Genomic DNA, 23,444 nt, shown 5'->3' with positions numbered 1-23,444 from the left:
ATGGACAAGATAGCGGTATTAATTCCGTGTTATAATGAAGGCCAGACGATTGCCAAGGTGGTCAAGGACTACCGCGAGGCATTGCCGGAGGCAACGATCTATGTATATGACAATAATTCATCGGATCACACGGATGAGATTGCCAGGGAGGCAGGCGCGGTTGTGCGCTATGAATACCAGCAGGGCAAGGGAAATGTCATCCGCAGCATGTTCCGCGACATTGACGCGGAGTGCTATGTCATGACGGACGGCGATGACACCTACCCGGCGGAGGACGCGAGAAAGCTGGCAGACCAGATTTTACAGGGAAAAGCGGATATGGTCATCGGCGACCGCCTTTCTTCGACGTATTTTACCGAAAATAAGCGTCCGTTCCACAATACGGGAAATCGTCTGGTGCGTGGGCTTATCAACCTGATTTTCAAGAGTAATATCAAGGATATCATGACAGGCGCGCGTGCATTTAACTATGAATTTGTCAAGAGCTTCCCGATTCTTTCGACCGGATTTGAGATTGAGACGGAGATGAGCATCCATGCGCTGGACAAGAACTTTAAGCTGGTGGAGATCCCGGTTGGATACCGTGACCGCCCGGAGGGAAGTGTGTCAAAGTTAAATACATTTTCGGATGGATTTAAGGTGCTACGCACGATCGCGAGACTCTTCCGGGATTACAAGCCATTTGCGTTCTTTGGATGGCTGGGACTCATTTGTTTTGCGATTGCAACGGCATTTTTCGCGCCGGTGCTTGGCGGCTATCTGGCAACCGGCATGGTGCCGAAGTTCCCGACCCTGATCGCGTGTTCCGGGCTTTATGTGATTTCGTTCCTGCTGTGGATCAGCGGTGTGATTCTGGAGGTTATCACGAAGAAACACCGTCAGTTATTTGAACTTTACTTGAACCAGCTGAGCATTTTAAAGAGGAGAGACGGATGAAACGCCGTGTATTTTTAGGGCTTCCGGTTATTTTGGGGATTTTATTTTATATCTGGTATATATTTCATGCCTCAGACAATGTGGCGTATTCGGATTATATCCGGCTGATCAATTCATATCTGCCGGATGTGACAAATCCGGCGAAATTCTTTGTACCGGATATCCTGACGCGCGTTCCGATCACGTATCTGGGGCGCATTATCAATGTGAAACTATTTGGCTATAATACGTATTTTGACATGATTCTGGGTGTTTTGAGTCTGGGTGCGGGCGCGGCGGTGCTGGCGCTCTACGCAGAGCGGAACCGCTCGGTCGGCTATCTTTCCTTCCTGTTGATTCAGTTTGTATATTTCAGCCTGAATAAATGGGAAATGATGACGAACGGGACCGGCTGGGTCTGCACTCTGTCGATCTCCGGATTTTTATTCCATTTTGCAGTCCTCGACCATGCAGCGGCGACCCGGTGCCGGAATATGTCTGACCGGGTGCTTCTGGCAATTCTGCCGATCCTGCTGGTCGTGCTGGTGGCAGGACCGTACAGCGGCGGCTATGCGGTGATTCTGGTGCTGGCATACGGCGCACTGTGGCTGGCGGATCGGCGCGGGGGTGCTGAAACAAGCAGCCGCTCCTGGAGCCGAAAGTGCCGGAGAACCTGGTGCATCGGGGCATTGACAACGGTTCTTGCGATGGTATTATATCTTTGGAGCAGTTCACAGGCAGTTTACGTACACCGTGGAGCAGTGACTGATGTTTCAATCGCTCAGGAATTTGTCGCCCAGCCGCTCTTTTTCCTGCGGTTTCTGCTGAAAGCGGTGGCATCGTCGGTGATCGGCGTGGCGCAGATTCAGGAGCTGGAGGCAGGAAGCCCCTGGTTTGTCCGGCTGCATCTGGTGTATCTGCTGGGGCTGGCAGTGTTTGTTTCGTATCTGCTGGCACTGTATCTGAATGTGCGGTTTCAGCTTTATAAAAAGACTATTTTTCCGCTTCTGCTGGTTCTCAGCGGCGGCTGTAACCATCTGCTGGTGCTGGCGGCGCGGTGGATTTTCCTGAAGGACGAGTACGGGATGTCCTCGCGGTACGAGATACAGTATCAGATGGGAATTGTAGGAATTCTGCTTACGTTTGCACTCGTCTGGAGTATGTGCCGGGAAAAGGCGCAGGAAACAGAGGCAGATAAGGCGAAAACACGCGCACCGGAGAAACGGGCAGTACGCACACCTTTAAAGGTCTGTATGCTGGCATTTACCGTGTTGACGGTCTTTGGAAATGCATGGACAACCCGGGCAGAAATCCGGACAGCGCCGTACCGGAAAGCATATTTACAGGTATCAAGGGAGCTGGGACTGAATTACCGGACGGCGAGCGATGAGGATCTGGAAACCTACCTGCATAACGACCCGGATGCAGTGCGGGATGCGATGAGAATTTTGGAAGAAAACCATTTGAACATATTTCGATAAAAACGATGGACGGAAGGAGAAGTGCAATGAAAGTTGTAATATTAGCGGGTGGATTCGGCACACGAATCAGCGAGGAAAGCCATTTAAAACCAAAGCCAATGATCGAGATCGGAGAACAGCCGATTCTCTGGCATATCATGAAGCACTATTCCCAGTATGGATTCAATGATTTTGTGATCTGTCTGGGCTACAAACAGTATGTAGTAAAAGAGTATTTTGCCGATTATTTCCTGCATACGTCGGATGTGACCTTCGATCTGGCGAAGAACGAGATGCAGGTGCATAACAACTATTCCGAGCCGTGGCGCGTGACGCTGGTCGATACCGGACTGCACACGATGACGGGCGGTCGTATCAAACGTATCCGCGATTACATTGGGGATGAGACGTTCATGCTGACCTACGGCGACGGCGTTTCCAACGTGGATCTGGACGCGCTGGTGGCATTCCACAAGCAGCATGGCAAGATCGCGACCCTGACCGGCGTCAACATCGGACAGCGTTTCGGTGTCATGGATGTTGACAGCGACGGACACATCCGCGAGTTCCGTGAGAAGAACGATGATGACGGCAAGATCGTCAACGGCGGCTTCATGGTACTCGAACCGGGCGTCTTTGACTATATCGAGGGCGATGATACCGTCTTTGAGAAAGCGCCGTTGGAGCAGCTTGCCAAGGACGGACAGCTGATGGTATACCGCCACGACGGTTTCTGGAAATGTATGGATACCCAGCGTGACAAGATGCAGCTGGAACAGATGTGGCAGGAAGGCAATGCACCCTGGAAGCTGTGGAAATAATATGTTACTGTACACGCATACGTGCCCAGTAACGGAATTTGCCGTGGCTTCGCATTTAAATACGGCAAATTCCTGCTGCCACCACGTTTTCTTACGGCACTTTCGGTTCCAAAAGTGCCTACCCGTGAACAGTAACAATAATATACTGTAAGGGAAAATTCAAGGAATAGACACAAATCCTGTAAGAAAGTATGATATAATGAGCGCAGAAGGAAAGAATGCGGCTGCGAAGCAGACATATTCTTTTCTTGCGCCATTAACGAACGAACACGAAATAATTAAAAAGAGGAAAACCATGGAACTTCTTGATTTTTATAAAGGAAAACGGGTCCTTGTGACCGGTGACACAGGCTTTAAGGGAAGCTGGCTGGTCCGCATTCTCCATCTGGCGGGGGCGGAGGTGACCGGCTATGCGCTGAAAGCGCCGACCGAGCCGTCGATGTTTGAGATCCTGCATCTGGGGGAGACGATTCACCATGTGGATGGGGATGTGCGCGATTTTGTCCATTTAAAACAGGTGTTTGATGAGACGAAGCCAGAGATTGTACTCCATCTGGCAGCGCAGCCGATCGTGCGCGAGTCGTACCGGGATCCGGTCGGCACGTATGCGGCGAATGTCATGGGTACGGTTCATGTGCTGGAATGCGCCAGACAGTGTGAATCCGTCCGCTCTCTCGTCAATGTGACGACGGACAAGGTTTATGAAAATAAGGAATGGGAGTACGGTTACCGCGAAAATGACCCGCTGGACGGCTACGATCCGTATTCCAATAGCAAATCCTGTTCGGAGCTGGTGACACACAGCTATAAGCAGTCGTTCTTCACGGACGGCCGCTGCGCCGTCTCAACCTGTCGTGCTGGCAATGTGATCGGCGGCGGTGATTTTGCGGCGGACCGGATCGTGCCGGACTGCGTGCGCGCAGCGGAAAAGAAAGAGCCGATCATCGTGCGGAATCCGCATTCGACGCGCCCGTTCCAGCATGTGTTAGAGCCGCTGTTTTTGTATCTGACGGTGGCAAAGGCGCAGTGGGAAAATGCGGAGCTGGCGGGCTGCTATAACGTCGGACCGGATGACTGTGACTGCGTCAATACAGGACGTCTGGCGGATCTGTTCTGTGAAACATGGGGCGGCGGGATGCATTGGATCAACCGCTATGATGGAGGTCCGCATGAGGCGAATTTTCTGAAACTGGATTGTTCCAAAGTGAAAAAGGTATTTGGCTGGAAGCCGCACTTCCATGTAGAAGAGGCGATGGCTGCGACGGTGGAATGGTCGAAGAAGTGGCTTGCCGGAGCGGATATGCGCGAGGTGACGGATGAGCAGATCCGGGCGTATGCGGCTCGGTTTGAAGAAAAATAGATAGATGCAGGCGGCTGCACGAAAGGTGTGTCTGGCAGCAGGCAGAGCTGATACGGCTGCGGTAGAGAACGGTAGCAAAAGCAGGAGGAGAAACATGTCAGAAGAAAAAGTAACCTTGTCGGACGGAAAAGAGGCTGCGCGTCAGCAGATTCTCGATCTGGTGGCAGAGTATTGTGATAAATATCATAATCAGAAAAAAGAATTTACCGAGGGACAGCGGATTCCGTATGCGTCTCGCGTTTACGATAACCATGAGATGGTCAATCTGGTAGACAGTGCGCTGGAGTTCTGGCTGACCTCCGGACGTTACACCGATCAGTTTGAGGCGGGGCTTGCGAACTACCTGGGCGTCAAATACTGTTCCCTTGTAAACTCCGGTTCCTCCGCGAACCTGATCGCATTTATGGCGCTGACTTCCCCATTGCTGGGAGAGCGCCGGGTGTGCCGCGGCGATGAGATTATCACGGTTGCGGCAGGTTTCCCGACGACGGTAACCCCGGCGATCCAGTATGGCGCAGTTCCAGTGTTTGTGGATGTGACGATTCCACAATACAACATCGACGCCGATAAGCTGGAGGCGGCGCTTTCAGAGAAGACGAAAGCGGTTATGATCGCCCATACACTGGGAAATCCGTTTGATTTACAGAAGGTAAAAGAATTCTGTGACCGTCATAACCTGTGGTTGGTGGAGGACAACTGTGATGCCCTCGGAAGCCGCTATGAGCTGAACGGCGAGTGGCATTTTACCGGTACGATCGGAGATATCGGAACGTCCAGCTTTTATCCGCCGCACCACATGACGATGGGCGAGGGCGGTGCCGTGTACACGGACAATCCGCTTTTAAACAAGATTATCCGTTCCTTCCGCGACTGGGGACGCGACTGTGTCTGCCCGTCCGGCTGCGATAACCTATGCGGTCACCGATTTGACCGCCAGTATGGTGAGCTGCCGCTTGGCTACGACCATAAATATGTATACTCCCATTTTGGATATAATTTAAAGGCGACCGATCTACAGGCGTCGATCGGCTGCGCGCAACTTGAAAAGTTTCCATCCTTCGTGGAGCGCAGAAAACACAATTTCGCCCGTCTGAAAGCGGGACTTGCCGGAACCGAGGACGCATATATCCTGCCGGTTGCCTGTGAGCATTCCGATCCGAGCTGGTTTGGTTTCCTTCTGACCTGCCAAGAGGGCGTGGATCGGAACAAGGTAGTCAAATATGTCGAGGAAAAGGGCGTGCAGACGCGTATGCTCTTTGCCGGAAACCTGATCAAGCATCCGTGCTTTGATGAGATGCGGAAAGAAAACTGCGGCTACCGCGTAGCCGGAACTCTGGAAAATACCGACCGTATCATGCGCGATACCTTTTGGGTTGGCGTTTATCCGGGCATGACAGATGAAATGATTGATTATATGGCAAAGACACTTCGTGAGGCATGCCGTCAGTAGGGACGGGGACCGCGGCAATTCACAGGCGGGGAGATACTCTGCCTGTAAGAAAATGCCTGTGAAAATGAGCAGCTGTGACAGAGAATGAGCAGTTGCAGGAGAAAATGAGGGGACAACCATCATGAATGAGGAAAAATCAGAGAGCCGCAGGGCGGTCAAACTGCCGCCGTATCCGGGGCTTGAGAAGGTTCACCGGGCGAATCTGCGCCTTTTGAAGGAGATAGACCGGATCTGCCGGAAATACAAGATTTCCTATATGCTGGATTCTGGGACACTTTTGGGCGCAGTGCGTCATGAGGGATTTATCCCGTGGGATGATGATGTCGATCTGGCATTTACACGTGCCAATTATGAGATGTTTTTGAAGGTAGCGCCGCGGGAGCTGCCGGAGGGAATGTCCTTGCTGCGCCCGGAGGAGATCCGGGGTGGCAAGGTGTTTTATGATTTTACAACGCGCGTCATCTATGACAACAGCCGCGTCCATGAGGACAATGAGCAGATGCAGTTTTATGAGGGAAAATTAAACCATCTCTGGGTGGATCTGTTCGTCCTTGACCGCCTGCCGGATAGTAAGGTGGGCGCGTGGAGCGCAAAATTTCTTCAGAAGATTATTTATGGAATGGCGATCGCACACCGTGATCAGATTGATTTCAGCAAATACAGCCTGATGGATAAGCTGCGGGTTGGTGTGCTGGCAGGTGTGGGACACCTTGTCCCGATGCCGGTTTTATTTAAGCTGCAGAGACTTGCAGCGGCGAAGGATCGCAAAAAGAAAACGAAACACTGGTATTACAGCAATTACCAGCCGGATTATCTCTATGTAACGCTGGAGGGCGCATGGTGCGAGCACGCGGTGGATCTGCCGTTTGAGGACACAAAGCTGATGGTGCCGGTGGGCTATGAGCATGTGCTGGAGTGGATTTACGGCGACTATATGACGCTGCCGCCGGTGGAAAAACGGGTTCCGGCACATTCTTCGATAGCGATCGAAATTTTGGATGACCCGGATGCTTAATTGAAAGATGAAATATGAGTAAGAAAGATAAGAAAAAACGGACAGACAGCATGGAAGATAAGAAGAAAAATGAAACCAGACAGTCGACCATGCAGAACAGGATGGAAAATATGAACGGACAGAAACCAAAGACGATCTCGATCGTGATTTCTGTTTACAACGAGGAAAAGGCGCTGCATGAGTTCTATCGGGAGGCAACTCCGGTTTTTGAGGCGCTGCCGTGGAATTACGAACTGATTTTTGTCAACGACGGAAGTGCGGACGCCTCGGGGCAGATTCTGGCAGAACTGGCAGCAGCGGATCCGCGGGTACGTGTGATCAACTTTTCCCGCAACTTTGGCCATGAGGCGGCGATGCTTGCGGGGCTGGATCACAGCATCGGGGAGGGCATCGTGTGTATGGATGCCGATCTGCAGCATCCGCCGGAATGTGTGGCGCAGATAATCGAAAAATTCGAAGAGGGCTATGAGGTTATCAACATGGTCCGGACGAAAAATAAATCGGCTGGATTCATCAAAAACCTGACGTCTTCTGCTTTTTATAAATTTTTGAACAAGATTTCAGATGTGAAGCTGGAAAATAACGCATCCGATTTCTTTGCGCTGACTGCCAATGCGGCGCAGGTGTTAAAGACCAATTACCGGGAAAAAGTGCGTTTCCTGCGCGGCTATGTGCAGAATATCGGATTTAACCGGACGACCATCGAGTATGAGGCGAGAGCCAGGGTGGCGGGCGAGAGCAAGTACAGTATTCGGAAATTATTTAAATTTTCGATCAATACGATTCTCTGCTTTTCGGATCTGCCGCTAAAGCTCGGCATTTACTCGGGAATTATCGTGGGCTTTCTGGGGCTGCTCGTGATGCTGGAAACGATTTATGAGTGGGCGGTCAAAGGAACGCCCAATGGTTACGCGACGATCGTAGTGCTTTTATGCTTTATGTTCGCGATGCTGTTCGTGATTGTGGGAATTATCGGGGAGTATATCGCGATCCTGTTTACAGAATTGAAGGATCGTCCAATTTATATCGTTCATGATACAAAAGGATTTCCGGAAAAGGAAAGCTGACAGGAAGGAATCGTATGAAGAGATTAAGACGTTTACTGATAAGTTTGATGATCACGGCACTGATGGCTGCCGGAATGCCGATGACGGCATTTGCAAAGCCGGACTGGCCCTCGGATACGGGGATCGAGTCGGAGGCAGGCATTGTCATGGATGCGGACTCCGGGGCGGTTTTATTCGGGCAGAACATCCATGTGCAGAAGGCACCGGCAAGTATCACGAAAATATTGACGGCGCTCGTAGTCATTGAGAACAGCAGTCTGGATGATACGGTCACATTTTCCCACGATGCCGTTTACAACGTGGAAGATGGCAGCGGAAACAAGAACGCCATCGAGGAGGGCGACACGCTTTCGGTGCGCGATTGTCTCTACCTGCTGCTGATGCGTTCTTCCAACCAGGCGGCGAATGCGTTGGCGGAGCATGTGGGCGGAAGCCGCGACGGTTTTGTGAAGATGATGAACGAGAAGACGGCGGAGCTTGGCTGTGAGAACAGCCATTTTGCGAATCCGTCCGGTCTGAATGACGACACACAGCTCACTTCGGTGTATGATATGGCGCTGATCGCATCGGCGGCGTATAAAAATGACACGCTTTTAACGATCAGTAAGGATAAGAGCTACCGATTACCGGCGACGAAGAACAATCCGGACGGTGTGACCATCCAGCCGGAGCACAAGCTTCTTATCACGACTGACACAGAGAGTCCGAACTATTATCCATATGCGGTAGCCGGAAAGACCGGTTACACATCGATTGCCGGGCAGACGCTTGTTACCTATGCGATCAAGGATGACAGACGCCAGATTGCGGTCACGATGAAGAGTACGCAGGCGACCCATTATCAGGATACGATTGCATTGCTGGATTTCGGCTTTCTACGGTTTGAAAATGTAAATATTTCGGAAAATGAGACGGCATACACAAGCGGCGATCAGCCGGTGCAGATCGGAGACAATAGCTATCAGCCGTCCGATTTATCGATGGATACGTCGGCAGTCATCACGATCCCGAAGGATGCTTCGTTTGCGGATGCGGAGAAGACGGTGGTAACGGATCTGCCGGAGGATGCACCGCTGGGCGCGGTGGCACTGCTTTCTTACAAATACAACGACCGCAAGATCGGACAGGTGTATCTGATCAGCGCATCGGCGGCAGAAGCGGCAGCAAACGGGGAGACGGCTCCGGATGACGGAAATACGGCATCGGATCCGGCAGCATCCAATACAGGCGCGTCCGGAAAACCGAAGCAGGCGAAATCTTCGTTCCACCTGATCCTGCCGAAACTTCCGAAAGTATCGGTGAGAACGGTGCTGATTGTGGTCGTCAGTGTGCTTCTGGCAGCGGCGTGTGCGGCGCTTGTATGGTTGTTCTACCAGCGTCATCAGGAAGAAAAGAGACGCCAGGAGGAGCGGAGAAAACGGAGAAGACAGCGTCTGCAGGAGATCGGCTGTTCGCGGGAAGAGTTTGAAAAACTGCTTGAAAAGCGGATGGGCGCGTCCTACAGGGCGCCTGGCACAGCGGATGCAGATGAGAGCACAGAGCAGGCGGAGTCTGACATGGATGTGCGATCTGGTTCAGGACAGGTTCCGGCGGCAGATGCAGCCGCGTCCCGGCTGGCAGAGAGTGGAAAAGTAGGAACTGGTTCCACGGAAAAGAAGCCGCTGAAAGAAAAACCTGCACAGAAAGAGGCAGAGGATGCCAAAACACAGCAGGGTGTGCAGGAGGATGACACAGAGCTTACGGTTGAGGATTTGGATTGACAACCTGGATGCGCTAAATGGCGGTAAAATGGTCCAGATGGATTGTTTACGGGAAATTTTGGAAAGTATGAAGATTTTTTGAATTTTTCTAAAATGACTACAAAAACAAAAGGCGATATTATATAATAGCCATGCGGTTCGGGCTGGTTCCGGCTGTGAATGAGTGAATGAAGGGATAGAAGAACACGATGAAAAAACTTCTGATAATGATGGTTGCGTGTATGGCGCTGCTCAGCGGATGCACGGAGAGTACGATTGTAAAACCGACTTCTGAGACGGTAGTCGGAGATCCGAATTTTGAGACCCAGGAAAATGTTGAGATCGACTGGACACAGGTCAGCACGGACGCGGAAGACATGTTTAAGGATACAAGTACCTACGAGTACGGCCGCGATTTCCATTTCTATATGGAGCCGAACAAGAAACAGATCATGCTGATCTGGGTAGTGGCAGATGATCTGCCGGATGATCAGATAGGAACCTATGCGGAAGATTTAATCAAGGGATTCAACGACATTGTCCACACCCAGGACTTCTCGATTGAGATGTCCGGTGAAGATTCCTACGGCGGACTGTGGAAACAGTATGCACTGTCCTACAGCATCGTTCCGGAGAGCGACCAGGATAACGAGGACGCATGGTTTATCAGTGGTTCCTATGAGGCTGGCGCAGATTTCAAACTTCCGGATACCAAAGAGCTGATTTCCAAGGTGAAAGAGAAAGAAGCAGCAGGCGAGTACGATACGACTGAGGCGGAGGAAGAGACAGAGAACGCAGAATAAGAGGTTGTCTGCACAGACACGGGATATTTTCTGTGTATAATTAAGAGAAAAGTGATCAAAAAAGCTGTCATATGAGAAACAGATGAGTGTTCTTCATATGACAGCTTTTATTTACCAGGAACCGAAGTACGTGTTTTCACTCAACAGGTAGTCCGCTGTGATAAGACTCATTCCCCAGTTCAGCCAGAAGCGGCGATAAATCCTGTTTATCTAACGGCATGTTGTCTGTGACGGCGCTGTTTAAAAGCGCATAGACACGGCTGCATTTGTCCAATGTTTCATGGAAGAGATCAACAAACGATGCGGTTGAGACGCGGGTCGGATCCCACGGGTTGCCCCATGCTTCGTGGTTTAGGTTACAGCTGCTCCGGTAGTCGGTTACGGAGTCCGTTACCATTTTCGCGGAAGCAACTGGGTGGTTGACGAAGATGGATTCGACCTGTGCAATGCCGAATTTTTTCTTGCCGTTCTTGTCCGAGAGTGTCCGGCAGCCGAAGCGCAGCGCCCAGATGGAGCGGTGCACCATCGCCGGAGTAACCTGGAAGTTGTTGCGGTAGGTGATCGGATAATAGGTTTCGTTGATGCAGGAAGCCAGGAAATGGGAAATAAACTGGATTTCCTGTCCATTTAGACAGATCGTGGCGGTCTGGTTAAATTCAGACGGCTTCTTTTTTTTATATTTCCAGAGCAGGATCGCGTCGAGCTCATTTTCCAGATGTGCGTGCATCCCGTGATGCATGGAGGTCGGGGCATCCACCGGATAGCCGATGCGCCCGTACACGTAAGGATGACAGATCGAATCGGCAATGTAATGGTTCATAAATCCGGCCAGATAGGAGATGGCTTCCTCCTGCTGCTGGCGCGAGCGGATAGTTCCAATACGGCGCAGACAGCACTCAAAAAAGGCGTTTACCTTGTGTTCGTGCATATAGGAACCGACGTTGCGGTAATCGCGGTGGCGCAGGATCGGGATATTATAGAAAAACATATCCGGTCCCTGCAGACCGAGCTGGTAGAGCCAGCGGTATTTGGCGATCGTGTGTTTTAAGGGTGTGAACGGCATATCGTTGTATGCTTTCATGCCGAATATATAGTGCGTGGTAAAACCTGGCATATTGTTTTCATCCTTTCCAGAAGGACAGAGATTTGGAAATTTGTCCGCCTGTCCGATATGCTTATTGTAGCACTGCCGGTCTGGTTTGTCATGGGGTTTGCGGATGTTTACAGAAAGTGTAAGAAAAGGTGGATGGAAAGAGAGTTCTCGTAAGGCAATATCACGGCTTGGAGAATAAAATATCATAGTAAATCATAAGATTGGTTTGATAGAGTGAAAATAGATATAGAAAGGTGCTCGGATGGAAGCGCTCAGAATCGTACAGAAAATGGTGTGGGGACCGTGGCTTCTGGGACTGTTTCTGGCGGTTGGAGTCCTCTGCATGGTGCGTCTGCGGGGATTTCCGATCCGTCATATCAGAGTCTGGTGGGGAGAGACGGTTGGGAGCGGCGGGAAAGGACAGCTTTTGACGACCTGCACCGCGCTGGCGGCGACGGTCGGAACGGGAAATATCACGGGCGTGGCAGCCGCGTTGGCGATCGGTGGTCCGGGTGCTGTGTTCTGGATGTGGGCGGCGGCATTTCTGGGGATGGCGCTGGCATATACGGAGGTTTATCTGGGAATTTTGTATGGGGGCGGACCTTATGCCTATCTGGAAAATGGGGTTGGAAGCTGTTTCGCTGGAAAATGCTATGCCCTGTTTTGCGTGCTGGCGTCGCTTGGTATGGGATGTATGGTACAGGCGGGGGCGCTGGCGGATAGTCTGCGCTATGCAGCGTCCCTGCCGCCGCTTGGAACCGGTATCATACTGGCAGTTTTGACTGCCGTGGTGCTCTTTGGCGGGGCAAAACGCATCGGATGGACGGCTTCGGTGCTGGTACCGGTATCGGCGGGGCTGTATCTGCTGGCAGGTGGAATCGCCGTGTTCAGCTTTTATGATCAGATACCGGAAGTATTGGGGAACATTGTGGGCGGGGCATTTGGACTGGCAGATAATGCAGGACAGACGGCTGGAAGCAGTATTTTGAATTTTTCAGGAATTTCGGGCGGGATGACCGGGTACGGAATGGCAGCGGCGATCCGGAGCGGGGTATCGCGCGGTGTGTTTTCCAATGAGGCGGGCCTGGGGAGTCTGGCGGTGCTACATGGGATGAGTGAGGGAAAGGGGAGGCTAAGACAGAGGCAGGAAGCGCAGAAACAGGGAATGTGGGCGATTTTCGAGGTGTTTTTCGATACAATCATAGGGTGCAGTCTGACCGCTTTTTTACTGCTCTGTGTATTTCCACACAATCTGACCGAGAAGATCGATTCCCTGGGCGGCAGCGGCGCGGTGGCGGCGGCTCTGGCAGCCCGTTTTGGAAATGCAGGCGGCATAGTGACGGCGGCGTGTATGGTGCTGTTTGCCTTTGCCACGATCCTTGCCTGGTTTTACATCGGCGATCAGGCACTTGGATGGCTGATGCGGGGTGTCCCACAGAAGCGTGCCGACAAAATATGTATTTTGTATCACGGAGGTTATCTTGCCTCAGTCTTTCTCGGCTGCGTCAACCGGATGGAAGCCGTCTGGGCGGTATCTGATATTTTCAATGGGCTGATGGCGGTGCCAAATCTTGCAGCGCTGGTGCTGCTTGGCAGGAAGGTACGAAGACCGGAACGGTGAGAGAGTTGAGAAATTCAGATACAACAAAAGACCTCTCCAGCAGTGAGAGGTCTTTTGGTATTGAAAAAGGGAGGAGAGCTGATATAAACTCAGCTCGGTATTATGAAAAAAATTTGTAAGCATTGCTTGTTGCTATGGTTATAGTATAGGGAAAAATCGTGAAGAAACCATGTTAATTGTGTAAAAGGTTTTTTAATGAAGTGTGAACGAAATATGAACGCGGAACATGGATTCCATGATTACGATAAATATATCTTATGTTCGGAGGATCGAAAATGGCAGCCTGGGCAGGAAGCGCAGATATTTTGCGTGCTTCGTCTGTCAAGACTGCCATAAAAAATACGGGTATAAAGTGTGTCAACAATCCTTATTCCGCTTTTTTAACTGATAAAACGGTTCCGCTGAATGCATCCACTTCACTGACGGTTCCCGTATACGTTACGGTAACTTTATCCCCATCTTTTACATCAGAAAGCCCGTCCGGTTTCTGATCCTGCTCGAAGCTGAATTCATAATCGGTTCCGTCGGCGGTGATCGTAAACATAAAGTCTTTGATGTCGCTGATCGTACCAGTCATTGTGGACTGTTTTGCATCGGCAGTTCCTTCGGATGGAAGAACGGCGTCTTTGGCGTCTTCTTTTAAATCATCCATCGGGCTGCTTTCGTCCATGCCATTCGAGCTGGACTCGGAGGAGGCGGACTGGGACGATTCATTAGCAGTCGGTTCATTCACGTTTTTGGAAGAGCAGGCGGTTGCGAGCGAGAGGATCGCAGCCGCGCCCAGGATAGCAAAATATGTTTTTTTCATAGTACATTACCAACCTTTCTTTTGACTTAGTTTGCTCACAGATGTATGATGCAGGACAGATGATGATTCCTGAGCGCAACATTCATCTTTTCGCATAGAATGTCCATTTCGACATTGTGCTATACATCTTAAGCCATAAATGTGAACGAATTGTGAGGAGAAACTTACGAAATGTAAAGAAAATGGACAAATATGGAACGAAAAACAGTCGATTTTCGAACGTTCTTATGGTATAATGTGACCACTTAATGAGGTATTTTTTAAAATTCAGGAGGAAACATACATGAAAAATCCAGTTGTTACCATTGAGATGGAAAATGGTGATATCATGAAGGCAGAGCTCTACCCAGAGATTGCGCCGAACACAGTCAACAACTTTATCAGCCTGATCAAGAAGGGCTTTTATGATGGTCTGATCTTCCACCGTGTCATCAAGGGCTTTATGATTCAGGGCGGATGCCCGAATGGAAACGGTATGGGCGGTCCAGGGTATACCATCAAGGGTGAGTTCAGCCAGAATGGGTTTACGAACAATTTCAAGCACACCAAGGGCGTTCTCTCTATGGCGCGTGCGATGGACCCGAACTCCGCAGGTTCCCAGTTCTTCATCATGCATGAGACTTCCCCGCATCTGGATGGTCAGTATGCATCCTTCGGGAAGGTAGTTGAAGGTCTGGATATCGTGGACAAGATTGCCGGTGTCCGCACCGACTGGGGCGATCGTCCGCTGAAGGAGCAGAAGATCAAAAAGATGACCGTTGACACCTTTGGCGAGGAGTACCCGGAGCCGGAAAAAGGAAAAGAAAGATAATCTATGACAATCGAACGAGAAGTAACCATTGCGGGACAGACATACCCGGTGATTCTCTCCGATGAAAACGAAGCTCTTCAGGCTGCGAAAGCAGCCGGGAGAGCTATTGTTGGCTTATGGAGGGAAAATGAGGAAAAACAGCCGACCGACTATTCATTTTGCCTTTACCTTATTACAGACCCTGAAGACGCCGATGAAACATTCCTGGAACGCGTCGTCCGCCGCCATCTGGCTCTCCCGTGGTTCATCGCGGAAACCGACCGCCTCATCATTCGTGAATTTTCCCAGGACGATCCGTTGGAACCGGCATCCGCTGAGGATGCCGACGGAACTTTTTCTGATTGGAACAAACGCGAGGAATACCGGAAACACCAGTACCGCTTTGCCGAGTGCGGTTTGTGGGCGCTGGAACGCCGCGCGGATGGTGTGCTGGTTGGAAAGGCGGGGCTGACGGACGGAGAGCTGGGATATCATATTTATGAACCGTTCCGCCGTCAGGGCTATGCGCTGGAAGCCTGCCGGGCGATTGTGAAATACGGGTTTGAAACGTTGGAGCTGGATAAGATCCGGCTTCGCACGAAGCGTTCCAACACGGCTTCACGGATATTGGCGGAAAAAATGGGATTCATTCAGGTACCTTCATCTTGCAAGGATTCTATTGTATTTTGTATGCAAAAAGGATATAATAGCTTGTATACAAAATAATGAAAAAATACAATCTAGTGTGATTACACTAAGGGAACGATGGGAGGAATGACCGATGATCAGGCATCTGGAGCTGAAAGCATATGGAAAGATCAATCTCGGTCTGGATGTAGTCCGCCGGAGAGAAGACGGCTACCACGAAGTGCGGATGATCATGCAGACGGTGCGCGTGTACGACGCGATCGAACTGAACCGGACGGAGGAAGAGGGAATCCGTCTTTCAACGAACCTTTATTATCTGCCGGACAATGAAAATAACTTAGGTTACCGCGCGGCGAAACTTCTGATGGATGAGTTTGGAATCCGAGACGGTGTGGAGATCAAGATGAAGAAATTTATCCCGGTGGCAGCCGGGATGGCAGGCGGCAGCAGCGATGCGGCCGCAATCCTGTTTGGTGTCAACAAGATGTTCGGACTGGGGCTTTCGAAACAGGAGCTGATGGAGCGCGGCGTCCGTCTGGGGGCGGATGTGCCGTACTGTATCATGCGGGGAACGGCTCTTTCGGAGGGAATCGGGGAGATCCTGACACCGCTTCCGCCGATGCCGCAGTGCCGCGTGCTGATTGCCAAACCGGCGGTCAGCGTTTCAACGAAGCATGTGTACGAGAGCTTAAACCTGCCGTCTCTGGGTGCAGAGGCGCATCCGGATATTGATGCGATGCGGGCGGCGATCGAGAAAAAAGACCTCTCCGGCGTCGTTTCACAGCTTGGAAACGTGCTGGAAACGGTGACGATCCCGGAAAATCCGGTGATTCAGACACTCAAAGATAAGATGATGGAGATGGGCGCGGACGGCTCTCTGATGAGCGGAAGCGGTCCAACCGTATTTGGCTTGTTTACGAACCAGACGGCGGCGCAGGCGGCGTATGAGGAACTCCGCTATGGCAGCAGCCAGGATCTGGCGAAACAGGTATACCTGACTAGTTTTTACAACAGGAAGGGGCACGCAGATGGGGAACAATTTTGAGGTTAAAATGAATGAATATCTCCCACTCAGGGATGTGGTATTCAACACACTCCGCCAGGCAATCTTAAAGGGAGAGCTGGCACCGGGCGAGCGCCTGATGGAGATTCAGCTGGCACAGAAGCTGGGCGTCAGCCGCACCCCGATCCGTGAGGCGATCCGCAAGCTGGAGCTGGAAGGACTCGTTCTGATGATTCCGCGGCGCGGCGCGGAGGTGGCGCGGATTTCGGAAAAAAGCCTGAAAGATGTGCTGGAAGTGCGCCGTTCGCTGGAGGAACTGGCGATTGAGCTGGCGTGCCAGCGCATGACGGAAGAAGATATGCAGGCATTGGAAGAAGCACAGAAAGCATTTAAAGCGGCGATTGATCAGGGCGATGCGATGAAGATCGCGGAGACGGACGAGGCATATCATGACGTGATCTACCATTCGACCCGCAACAAGCGTCTGGTGCAGATTTTGAACAACCTGCGTGAGCAGATGTACCGGTTCCGTCTGGAATACATCAAGGACGAGGATAAACGGCAGATTCTGCAGTTAGAGCATGAAAAAATATTGGCGGCACTGCGTCTGCGCCATATGGCGGAGGCAAAGGCGGTAGCCAGGGGGCACATAGATAACCAGGAAATTACGGTACTTAAGAATTTAAAGGAGCGGAAGGAAGTATGACATTTAAAGAATTGTACCTGTCCGGTCAGATTCCATTTGAGGAAATCGATCGCTACATTTCCCGCTGGAATCGGTCGGATGATGAGCGGACACTGGCAAAATATCTCGGTCTCAACGCCGATGAGGAGGATGTCTGGATCGATGACAGCGACGAGGCGCTGAAAGAGATGCTGGATAAAAGAGAAAGGGTAGCCGGTACGCCGGTTACCCTTGGAAAGACGGATATTATCATCAATAAAAATGGATTTGGCGCGCTGCCAATCCAGCGTATTTCTTTTGATGATGCAAAGGTACTGCTTCGCAAGGCGTATGACGCGGGCGTCCGTTTCTTTGATACGGCACGCTTCTATACGGATAGCGAGGAGAAGATCGGTTATGCATTGAGCGATGTGCGCGAGCATATCTATATTGCGACCAAGACAGCGGCAACGACGGCGGAAGGCTTCTGGAAGGATCTGGAGACGAGTTTACATAACTTAAAAACAGACTACGTGGACATTTACCAGTTCCACAATCCGGCAGTCTGTCCGAAGCCGGGAGACGGAAGCGGTCTTTATGAGGCGATGCTCGAAGCAAAAGAGCAGGGGAAAATCCGTTTCATCGGCATCACGAACCACCGCATGAGCATTGCGGAGGAGGCGATCGAGTCGGGGCTTTACGATACCTTGCAGTTCCCATTTAATTATCTTTCCACCGAGCGGGAGATCGCGTTGGCGAAGGCCTGTGCGGAGCACAAAATGGGATTTATCGCAATGAAGGGTCTGTCGGGCGGTCTGCTGACCAATTCGGCTGCGATCTATGCCTATATGGCACAGTTTGAGAATGTACTGCCGATCTGGGGTGTACAGAAGGAAAGCGAGCTGGACGAATTTTTAAGCTACATCGGCAATCCACCGGAACTGACGGACGAGCTGAAAGCTGTTATTGAAAAAGACCAGAAAGAGCTGGCAGGTGAATTCTGCCGGGGCTGCGGCTACTGTATGCCGTGTCCGGCAGGAATCGAGATCAACAACTGTGCGCGTATGTCCCTGCTTCTGCGCCGTTCTCCGTCAGCGAGATACCTCTCCCCGGAGGGACAGGCGAAGATGAAGAAGATAGAGGACTGCCTGCATTGCGGACACTGCAAGTCGATGTGCCCGTATGGTCTGGATACGCCGAAGCTTTTGGAGGAGAATTATAAGGATTATAAAGAGGTTCTTGCAGGGAAGAGACTGTAAAGAGAGGATAAATGCAAGAGGCATTTTTCCGTTACTGGGCACGTATGCGTGAACAGTAACTAGAAATGTGGTGAAATAGACCAGGGAGGCGGAAACAATGGATATAAATCAGAAACAGAAAGAACGTCTGGAGCAGCAGTTTGCATTTATCCGGGAGATAGATAAGGAGAAATTTATCGGTCGCCAGACGTATCTGACAGACGGCGAGCGGAAGGAAAATGACGCGGAGCACGCATGGCATATGGCGATCATGACGGTGCTTCTGGCGGAGTATTCCAATGAGCCGATCGATGTGCTGAAAACGGTTACCATGCTTCTGATTCACGATCTGGTCGAGATCGACGCCGGCGACACATATGCCTATGATGAGGAGGCGAAGAAAACCCAGCGGGAGAGAGAATTAAAGGGTGCAGAGCGCATTTTCGGAATGCTGCCGCCGGATCAGGGCGAAAAACTGCGCGCTCTCTGGGATGAATTTGAAGCCGGGGAGACGCCGGAAGCACGGTTTGCGCATACGATGGACAACATCCAGCCGACGATGCTCAATGATGCTTCCAAGGGAAAGGCGTGGGCGACGCGCGGCGTGCACCTGAGCCAGATTCTTGGAAGAAATAAGAATACCGCCAAGGGCTCGGAGACGCTGTGGAACTATTCCTATGAGAATTTCATCACTCCGAGCCTCCGGGAAGGAAAGATAAAAAACGACACGTTACCCGAAGAGTAATCGAATTGTCGGAGGAAGCATGAGCTTTATCCGGCAGACTGCTGTCAGCGGAAACGGCGTGCGTGGCTGTTATTTTTGAGTTCGAAGAAGATTCTGTCGGTTCGGTGGTTATTTTGGAAGCTGAAGCTGTTCCAGAACATTCCGAGTGATTGGAGCAAGTCATCGGGTCAGCTTTAGAGGAAATCAGAGCAGTATCTTTCTTGTTTACATCAAAAATGATATGCTTCTTTTGCGACAGCCAGTTCATATCGTTATCAAAAATCAGAGCGTCAGAGACGGAATCGGCGCTCTGATTTTTTGAGTTTTCTTCCGGCATGACACCTCCGGACAGGGCGGGCGGCGGATAGAGAACACCCCACCAGTTGTCGATCACATGAGTCTGCAGGATCGGCGGGGCGATCGCGTACGCCAGGACTTCCGGCTGAATCTGGTTTCTGGTAAAACTAAGAAGAGGCAGGCAGAAAAGCAGAAATAAGAGCATGGAACATAAGGCGAGATGCGGGAGTGTTCCACCGTATAGATGGGAAGGTTTACAGGAACCGGTGGAAAAATGGCGGCATTTATTGGTGACAGGTGGATGAATCCTGGATGTGGGTGACGGACAATTTTCAGGATGGAACGAAATCATTTGATTTATCATAATGGCTCTCCTTTTACTGAACGAAATGTTACTGTTCACAGGTAGGCACTTTTGGAACCGAAAGTGCCGTAAGAAAACGTGGTGGCAGCAGGAATTTGCCGTATTTAAATGCGAAGCCACGGCAAATTCCGTTACTGGGCACGTATGCGTGAACAGTAACAACGAAATCGAATCTTCTTGTCGCAAGTATTGACAGTTATGGTATAATTTAAACTATATTTTGGAATAGCATTCCGGCGCGTGGTGAAGCAGAAGCTTCCCACACCCGGCAGAAAGGCGGATATTATGAAAAAGAGTGTACTTGTGGTATTTGGCGGACAGTCTTCGGAACATATTGTTTCATGTATGTCGGCAATCAATGTCATTAAAAATATAGATACAGAGCGCTATGATGTAACCCTGATCGGCATTACCGAAGAGGGAAAATGGCTGCTGGTTGACTCGGTCGAGCAGATCGAGGATGAGAGTTGGAGAAAGAACACGACGACCGCGATCCTTTCCCCGGATGCAACGGAGAAATCCGTGATCGTCCTGAAAGATGGTAAGGCGGAAATGATCCGCATTGATGTGGTATTCCCGGTTCTGCATGGACTCTGGGGAGAGGACGGCACCATTCAGGGCATCTTTGAGCTGGCAAAAATCCCGTATGTCGGATGCGGTGTGCTGGCGTCCAGCGTTTCGATGGATAAAGTGTATACAAAACAGATCGTTGACCACACAGGCGTGCGCCAGGCGGCATATGAGCTGGTCATCCGCAAAGAACTTGAAAAGATGGATGAGGTTGTGGCACGCATCGAGAACCGGTTCGCATATCCGGTATTTATCAAGCCGTCCAATGCAGGTTCTTCCAGAGGTGTCAGCAAGGCGTCGGATCGCGAAGAGCTGATTGCAGGCTTAAAGGAGGCGGCGCACCATGACCGCAAGATTCTGGTTGAGGAGACGATCGTCGGCCGTGAGATCGAATGTGCGGTCTTTGGAAATGGCACAGAACCGGTCATCGCTTCCGGTGTTGGCGAGATTCTGGCAGCAGCCGATTTCTATGATTTTGATGCGAAATATTACAACGCAGAGTCCAGAACCGTGGTAAATCCAGAGCTTCCGGGCGATGCGACCGAGCGTGTGCGTCAGGCGGCGAGACGTATTTTCAAGGCGGTAGATGGCTATGGTCTGTCGCGTGTCGATTTCTTTGTGACGAAGGACGGCGAGGTTATCTTCAATGAGATCAATACCATGCCGGGCTTTACCGCGATCAGTATGTACCCGATGCTCTTTGAGGCGGCCGGAATCCCGAAGCCGGAGATGGTGACAAAGCTGATTGAACACGGACTGAAACGCTACGAAGCCTAGAAATAAATAAAAATGTTTCAGAATCCTGAAACAGTGCGAGAGAATCTACTTTTGGACGTTATATGATTCGATATACACAGAAGTTCGGGAAAGAATGGAAACATGACCATAAGAATTTTGCCGAAAGGAAGGTAAACATGGATAGAAATGCCCCGATCGGAGTTTTTGATTCAGGCATCGGCGGTCTGACGGTAGCCCGTGAGATCATGCGTCAGATGCCGCAGGAGCGCATCGTATACTTTGGAGATACGGCGCGCGTTCCATATGGAAGCAAATCGCAGGAGACGGTGCTGCGCTATTCCCGCCAGATCATCCGTTTTCTGAAAACACAGGGAGTCAAGGCGATCGTGATTGCCTGCAACACGGCCTCGGCGTGTGCACTGGAGACGGTCAGACAGGAATTGGATATCCCGATCATCGGGGTTATCTACGCGGGCGCGCGCACGGCTGCCGAGGCAACCCATAATGGAAAGATTGGCGTGATTGGAACCGAGGCGACCATCCGGAGCGGTATTTATACCAGAGAAATGCAGAAACTGCGCCCGGATATTGAGGTCATTGGAAAACCATGTCCGCTCTTTGTGCCGCTGGTGGAGGAAGGACTCTTCCATGATTCGGTAACAGATGAGATTGCCTCCCGGTATCTTTCTTCGCTGAAAGAAAAATACATTGATACGCTGGTTATGGGATGTACGCATTATCCGCTGCTGCGTTCGACGCTGCATCGGCTGATGGGTGACGAGGTGACTTTGGTAAATCCGGCATATGAGACGGCGGTTGAACTTAAAACTCTGCTGCGGGACATGGATCTGACACGCAGTTCGGAGGATCTGGAACGTTTTTCGGAGGAAAACAGCCGCCGCGCTGCTGCCGGGGAGCCGATTCTTGACCAGTATCAGTTCTTTGTCAGCGACCGGGCGGAGAATTTTACGCGTTTTGCCAAGGCGATTCTGCCAAAAGAGGTAAAAGACACGAAACAGATTAACATTGAGGAGTATTAAAATATGACGAAAGATGTGCTTGTATCCGTGCGCGGTGCCCATATTGCGGACGGGGAGACGAATAACCTGGAGGTTATCACGGCAGGCAGCTATTATTTCAAAAATGGCAAGCATTATATCATCTATGATGAGATCCTGGAGGGTGAGGAAGGAAGTATCCGCAATACCATCAAAGCCAATGCGGACAGCGTCGATATGATCAAGGGAGGCGATGCGCGGGCGCATATGATTTTTCAGGAGAACCGTCCGAATGTCAGCTGTTATGTGACTCCATACGGTCAGATGATCGTGGGCGTCACGACCGACCGCATCAAGATCAATGAAGGTCCGGATCATCTGAAAATCCAGATTGATTATACGCTGGAACTCAACTATGAGCAGACCAGCCAAAGCCATATTGAAATTGATGTGAAATCGAAGGCGACGGCGAAATTGAACCTGAAAGAGCAGTAAATATAAAAGAATATAGAAACAAAGAAATAAAATCGATGAATCAAAAATCCCGGAAACGTGCAATCAGTTACATTTCCGGGATTTTAAGATCCATTATTTATTTTTCTTGGACTTGGAAGCTTCTTTCTTTGCTGCCTCTTCTGTATTTTTCTTGAAACGGTCAAAGAATTTTTTCTTCTTCGGCAGCGGCGGGATGCCTCCGCGCACGCTCTTGATCTCTGTGATATAAAGACCGCTGATGACAACCTTTGCCTCGGTGCGGAGCGGTAACTGAAGGAATACCTTCTCATCCGCGATCATGGTCACAACCTTCGGTCCGATCTTAGCCTTTACGATCGGGAGCTTCGCCCACTTCATATACCATGGAGTCTGGTCGATAACCATCTTCGGGAGACCGGAATCTCCGATTTTCAGTTTCTTTTTGTCAATCGCCAGAATCGAAACAGTCTGTTTCGAAGCGTCGATCATAGTCTGCTGCTCTGCCTGACGTTTCTGCATCCGGGAACCCAGAATATACAGTACGACAAGAAGGATAGCCAGAATGACGATAATAACTAGCAGTACATTCCAAAATGACATATATATACCTCCGTTGTAGATAGCGGCGGGACGAAAATCCAATCCCATTTCGCATGGAACACGAAAATAACCGCGCAATTACTATGTATTATAGCATTGGAGTGGGGAAATGGCAAGAAAAAGCTGAATCTGTAAGTGCTGGCACCATCGGAAAACTGGTAAATAGCTTGACAATCAGAGTGAC

The 23,444-nt window shown here is 50.7% G+C and carries 23 protein-coding genes; 19 read left to right on the top strand and 4 right to left on the bottom strand.

What is annotated here, in order from left to right; genetic code table 11:
* The 9 genes from DW931_RS10600 (at nt 1) to DW931_RS10560 (ending at nt 10,630) form a co-directional block, all read left to right on the top strand.
* On the top strand, nt 1-936 hold the full coding sequence (locus DW931_RS10600) for a glycosyltransferase family 2 protein (RefSeq protein WP_107000693.1): 936 nt from the start codon (nt 1-3) through the stop codon (nt 934-936).
* The gene (locus DW931_RS10595) at nt 933-2,396 is read left to right on the top strand and encodes a hypothetical protein (protein ID WP_107000692.1); all 1,464 of its coding nucleotides are present in this window, start codon (nt 933-935) and stop codon (nt 2,394-2,396) included. The genes DW931_RS10600 and DW931_RS10595 overlap by 4 nt, the downstream gene beginning before the upstream one ends.
* A 26-nt stretch (nt 2,397-2,422) precedes the next feature.
* The gene (gene rfbF / locus DW931_RS10590; protein ID WP_022360069.1) at nt 2,423-3,196 is read left to right on the top strand and encodes a glucose-1-phosphate cytidylyltransferase; all 774 of its coding nucleotides are present in this window, start codon (nt 2,423-2,425) and stop codon (nt 3,194-3,196) included.
* Nucleotides 3,197-3,491: 295 nt separating this feature from the next.
* Nucleotides 3,492-4,556 (top strand): CDP-glucose 4,6-dehydratase, encoded by a 1,065-nt coding sequence (gene rfbG, locus DW931_RS10585; protein ID WP_107001005.1) that lies wholly within the window; start codon nt 3,492-3,494, stop codon nt 4,554-4,556.
* 94 nt (nt 4,557-4,650) lie between these two features.
* Entirely contained in the window at nt 4,651-6,006 is a 1,356-nt protein-coding gene (gene rfbH, locus DW931_RS10580) for a lipopolysaccharide biosynthesis protein RfbH (protein ID WP_022360072.1), read from the top strand.
* Between the two features lie 121 nt (nt 6,007-6,127).
* Nucleotides 6,128-7,021, top strand: a complete 894-nt coding sequence (locus tag DW931_RS10575; protein WP_107000691.1) for a LicD family protein — start codon at nt 6,128-6,130, stop codon at nt 7,019-7,021.
* A 110-nt stretch (nt 7,022-7,131) separates the two neighbouring features.
* A complete protein-coding gene (locus DW931_RS10570; RefSeq protein WP_107001004.1) occupies nt 7,132-8,088 on the top strand; it encodes a glycosyltransferase family 2 protein in 957 nt (318 codons plus the stop codon).
* 14 nt (nt 8,089-8,102) lie between these two features.
* On the top strand, nt 8,103-9,848 hold the full coding sequence (locus DW931_RS10565) for a D-alanyl-D-alanine carboxypeptidase family protein (protein WP_107000690.1): 1,746 nt from the start codon (nt 8,103-8,105) through the stop codon (nt 9,846-9,848).
* A gap of 188 nt (nt 9,849-10,036) precedes the next feature.
* Nucleotides 10,037-10,630 (top strand): hypothetical protein, encoded by a 594-nt coding sequence (locus DW931_RS10560; RefSeq protein ID WP_181357194.1) that lies wholly within the window; start codon nt 10,037-10,039, stop codon nt 10,628-10,630.
* A 136-nt stretch (nt 10,631-10,766) separates the two neighbouring features.
* Here DW931_RS10560 and DW931_RS10555 read toward each other — a convergent pair whose 3' ends face one another.
* On the bottom strand, nt 10,767-11,744 hold the full coding sequence (locus DW931_RS10555) for a zinc dependent phospholipase C family protein (RefSeq protein ID WP_107000689.1): 978 nt from the start codon (nt 11,742-11,744) through the stop codon (nt 10,767-10,769).
* Nucleotides 11,745-11,985: 241 nt separating this feature from the next.
* Between DW931_RS10555 and DW931_RS10550 the strand changes: the two genes are divergently transcribed.
* Nucleotides 11,986-13,344: an alanine:cation symporter family protein gene (locus DW931_RS10550; RefSeq protein ID WP_107000688.1), complete on the top strand. Its 1,359-nt coding sequence runs from the start codon at nt 11,986-11,988 to the stop codon at nt 13,342-13,344.
* Between the two features lie 367 nt (nt 13,345-13,711).
* Here DW931_RS10550 and DW931_RS10545 read toward each other — a convergent pair whose 3' ends face one another.
* Nucleotides 13,712-14,152 carry a hypothetical protein gene (locus tag DW931_RS10545; RefSeq protein WP_107000687.1) on the bottom strand — a complete coding sequence of 147 codons (441 nt, stop codon included), beginning with the start codon at nt 14,150-14,152 and terminating at the stop codon, nt 13,712-13,714.
* A gap of 283 nt (nt 14,153-14,435) precedes the next feature.
* Here DW931_RS10545 and DW931_RS10540 point away from each other — a divergent pair, with 283 nt between their 5' ends.
* The 6 genes from DW931_RS10540 to DW931_RS10515 all read left to right on the top strand — a co-directional run bounded on the left by DW931_RS10540 (nt 14,436) and on the right by DW931_RS10515 (nt 19,240).
* The gene (locus DW931_RS10540; RefSeq protein ID WP_107000686.1) at nt 14,436-14,963 is read left to right on the top strand and encodes a peptidylprolyl isomerase; all 528 of its coding nucleotides are present in this window, start codon (nt 14,436-14,438) and stop codon (nt 14,961-14,963) included.
* A 3-nt stretch (nt 14,964-14,966) separates the two neighbouring features.
* The gene (locus DW931_RS10535; protein WP_107000685.1) at nt 14,967-15,668 is read left to right on the top strand and encodes a GNAT family N-acetyltransferase; all 702 of its coding nucleotides are present in this window, start codon (nt 14,967-14,969) and stop codon (nt 15,666-15,668) included.
* 55 nt (nt 15,669-15,723) lie between these two features.
* Nucleotides 15,724-16,635, top strand: a complete 912-nt coding sequence (ispE, locus tag DW931_RS10530; protein WP_107000684.1) for a 4-(cytidine 5'-diphospho)-2-C-methyl-D-erythritol kinase — start codon at nt 15,724-15,726, stop codon at nt 16,633-16,635.
* A complete protein-coding gene (locus DW931_RS10525) occupies nt 16,619-17,299 on the top strand; it encodes a GntR family transcriptional regulator (protein ID WP_107000683.1) in 681 nt (226 codons plus the stop codon). The genes ispE and DW931_RS10525 overlap by 17 nt, the downstream gene beginning before the upstream one ends.
* Nucleotides 17,296-18,516 (top strand): aldo/keto reductase, encoded by a 1,221-nt coding sequence (locus DW931_RS10520; protein ID WP_118293622.1) that lies wholly within the window; start codon nt 17,296-17,298, stop codon nt 18,514-18,516. The genes DW931_RS10525 and DW931_RS10520 overlap by 4 nt, the downstream gene beginning before the upstream one ends.
* A gap of 97 nt (nt 18,517-18,613) precedes the next feature.
* On the top strand, nt 18,614-19,240 hold the full coding sequence (locus DW931_RS10515; RefSeq protein WP_107000681.1) for an HD domain-containing protein: 627 nt from the start codon (nt 18,614-18,616) through the stop codon (nt 19,238-19,240).
* On the opposite strand, the gene DW931_RS10510 is transcribed toward DW931_RS10515, so the two are convergent.
* Nucleotides 19,185-19,880, bottom strand: a complete 696-nt coding sequence (locus tag DW931_RS10510; RefSeq protein WP_146143913.1) for a hypothetical protein — start codon at nt 19,878-19,880, stop codon at nt 19,185-19,187. The genes DW931_RS10515 and DW931_RS10510 overlap by 56 nt on opposite strands.
* Nucleotides 19,881-20,165: 285 nt before the next feature.
* Between DW931_RS10510 and DW931_RS10505 the strand changes: the two genes are divergently transcribed.
* From DW931_RS10505 to DW931_RS10495, 3 genes are all read left to right on the top strand, one after another.
* Nucleotides 20,166-21,227 carry a D-alanine--D-alanine ligase family protein gene (locus DW931_RS10505; protein WP_022360088.1) on the top strand — a complete coding sequence of 354 codons (1,062 nt, stop codon included), beginning with the start codon at nt 20,166-20,168 and terminating at the stop codon, nt 21,225-21,227.
* Between the two features lie 137 nt (nt 21,228-21,364).
* Nucleotides 21,365-22,228, top strand: coding sequence for a glutamate racemase (murI, locus tag DW931_RS10500; protein ID WP_118469160.1), 864 nt, complete (start codon nt 21,365-21,367; stop codon nt 22,226-22,228).
* A 3-nt stretch (nt 22,229-22,231) separates the two neighbouring features.
* The gene (locus tag DW931_RS10495; protein ID WP_022360090.1) at nt 22,232-22,681 is read left to right on the top strand and encodes a DUF1934 domain-containing protein; all 450 of its coding nucleotides are present in this window, start codon (nt 22,232-22,234) and stop codon (nt 22,679-22,681) included.
* Nucleotides 22,682-22,774: 93 nt separating this feature from the next.
* On the opposite strand, the gene DW931_RS10490 is transcribed toward DW931_RS10495, so the two are convergent.
* Nucleotides 22,775-23,260: a hypothetical protein gene (locus DW931_RS10490; protein WP_022360091.1), complete on the bottom strand. Its 486-nt coding sequence runs from the start codon at nt 23,258-23,260 to the stop codon at nt 22,775-22,777.
* Between the last annotated feature and the right edge of the window lie 184 nt (nt 23,261-23,444).

The organism is Clostridium sp. AM43-3BH, from assembly GCF_003479985.1.
GTDB classification, from domain to species: Bacteria; Bacillota; Clostridia; order Lachnospirales; family Lachnospiraceae; genus Otoolea; species Otoolea fessa.
This window is presented reverse-complemented; position numbering and strand designations above follow the sequence as displayed.

What these genes read in the sequence shown, in the direction of transcription:
- DW931_RS10600 (WP_107000693.1), top strand. Translation starts at nt 1, where the DNA reads ATGGACAAGATAGCGGTATTAATTCCGTGTTATAATGAAGGCCAGACG.
- DW931_RS10595 (WP_107000692.1), top strand. Translation starts at nt 933, where the DNA reads ATGAAACGCCGTGTATTTTTAGGGCTTCCGGTTATTTTGGGGATTTTA.
- rfbF (WP_022360069.1), top strand. Translation starts at nt 2,423, where the DNA reads ATGAAAGTTGTAATATTAGCGGGTGGATTCGGCACACGAATCAGCGAG.
- rfbG (WP_107001005.1), top strand. Translation starts at nt 3,492, where the DNA reads ATGGAACTTCTTGATTTTTATAAAGGAAAACGGGTCCTTGTGACCGGT.
- rfbH (WP_022360072.1), top strand. Translation starts at nt 4,651, where the DNA reads ATGTCAGAAGAAAAAGTAACCTTGTCGGACGGAAAAGAGGCTGCGCGT.
- DW931_RS10575 (WP_107000691.1), top strand. Translation starts at nt 6,128, where the DNA reads ATGAATGAGGAAAAATCAGAGAGCCGCAGGGCGGTCAAACTGCCGCCG.
- DW931_RS10570 (WP_107001004.1), top strand. Translation starts at nt 7,132, where the DNA reads ATGAACGGACAGAAACCAAAGACGATCTCGATCGTGATTTCTGTTTAC.
- DW931_RS10565 (WP_107000690.1), top strand. Translation starts at nt 8,103, where the DNA reads ATGAAGAGATTAAGACGTTTACTGATAAGTTTGATGATCACGGCACTG.
- DW931_RS10560 (WP_181357194.1), top strand. Translation starts at nt 10,037, where the DNA reads ATGAAAAAACTTCTGATAATGATGGTTGCGTGTATGGCGCTGCTCAGC.
- DW931_RS10555 (WP_107000689.1), bottom strand. Translation starts at nt 11,744, where the DNA reads ATGCCAGGTTTTACCACGCACTATATATTCGGCATGAAAGCATACAAC.
- DW931_RS10550 (WP_107000688.1), top strand. Translation starts at nt 11,986, where the DNA reads ATGGAAGCGCTCAGAATCGTACAGAAAATGGTGTGGGGACCGTGGCTT.
- DW931_RS10545 (WP_107000687.1), bottom strand. Translation starts at nt 14,152, where the DNA reads ATGAAAAAAACATATTTTGCTATCCTGGGCGCGGCTGCGATCCTCTCG.
- DW931_RS10540 (WP_107000686.1), top strand. Translation starts at nt 14,436, where the DNA reads ATGAAAAATCCAGTTGTTACCATTGAGATGGAAAATGGTGATATCATG.
- DW931_RS10535 (WP_107000685.1), top strand. Translation starts at nt 14,967, where the DNA reads ATGACAATCGAACGAGAAGTAACCATTGCGGGACAGACATACCCGGTG.
- ispE (WP_107000684.1), top strand. Translation starts at nt 15,724, where the DNA reads ATGATCAGGCATCTGGAGCTGAAAGCATATGGAAAGATCAATCTCGGT.
- DW931_RS10525 (WP_107000683.1), top strand. Translation starts at nt 16,619, where the DNA reads ATGGGGAACAATTTTGAGGTTAAAATGAATGAATATCTCCCACTCAGG.
- DW931_RS10520 (WP_118293622.1), top strand. Translation starts at nt 17,296, where the DNA reads ATGACATTTAAAGAATTGTACCTGTCCGGTCAGATTCCATTTGAGGAA.
- DW931_RS10515 (WP_107000681.1), top strand. Translation starts at nt 18,614, where the DNA reads ATGGATATAAATCAGAAACAGAAAGAACGTCTGGAGCAGCAGTTTGCA.
- DW931_RS10510 (WP_146143913.1), bottom strand. Translation starts at nt 19,880, where the DNA reads ATGATAAATCAAATGATTTCGTTCCATCCTGAAAATTGTCCGTCACCC.
- DW931_RS10505 (WP_022360088.1), top strand. Translation starts at nt 20,166, where the DNA reads ATGAAAAAGAGTGTACTTGTGGTATTTGGCGGACAGTCTTCGGAACAT.
- murI (WP_118469160.1), top strand. Translation starts at nt 21,365, where the DNA reads ATGGATAGAAATGCCCCGATCGGAGTTTTTGATTCAGGCATCGGCGGT.
- DW931_RS10495 (WP_022360090.1), top strand. Translation starts at nt 22,232, where the DNA reads ATGACGAAAGATGTGCTTGTATCCGTGCGCGGTGCCCATATTGCGGAC.
- DW931_RS10490 (WP_022360091.1), bottom strand. Translation starts at nt 23,260, where the DNA reads ATGTCATTTTGGAATGTACTGCTAGTTATTATCGTCATTCTGGCTATC.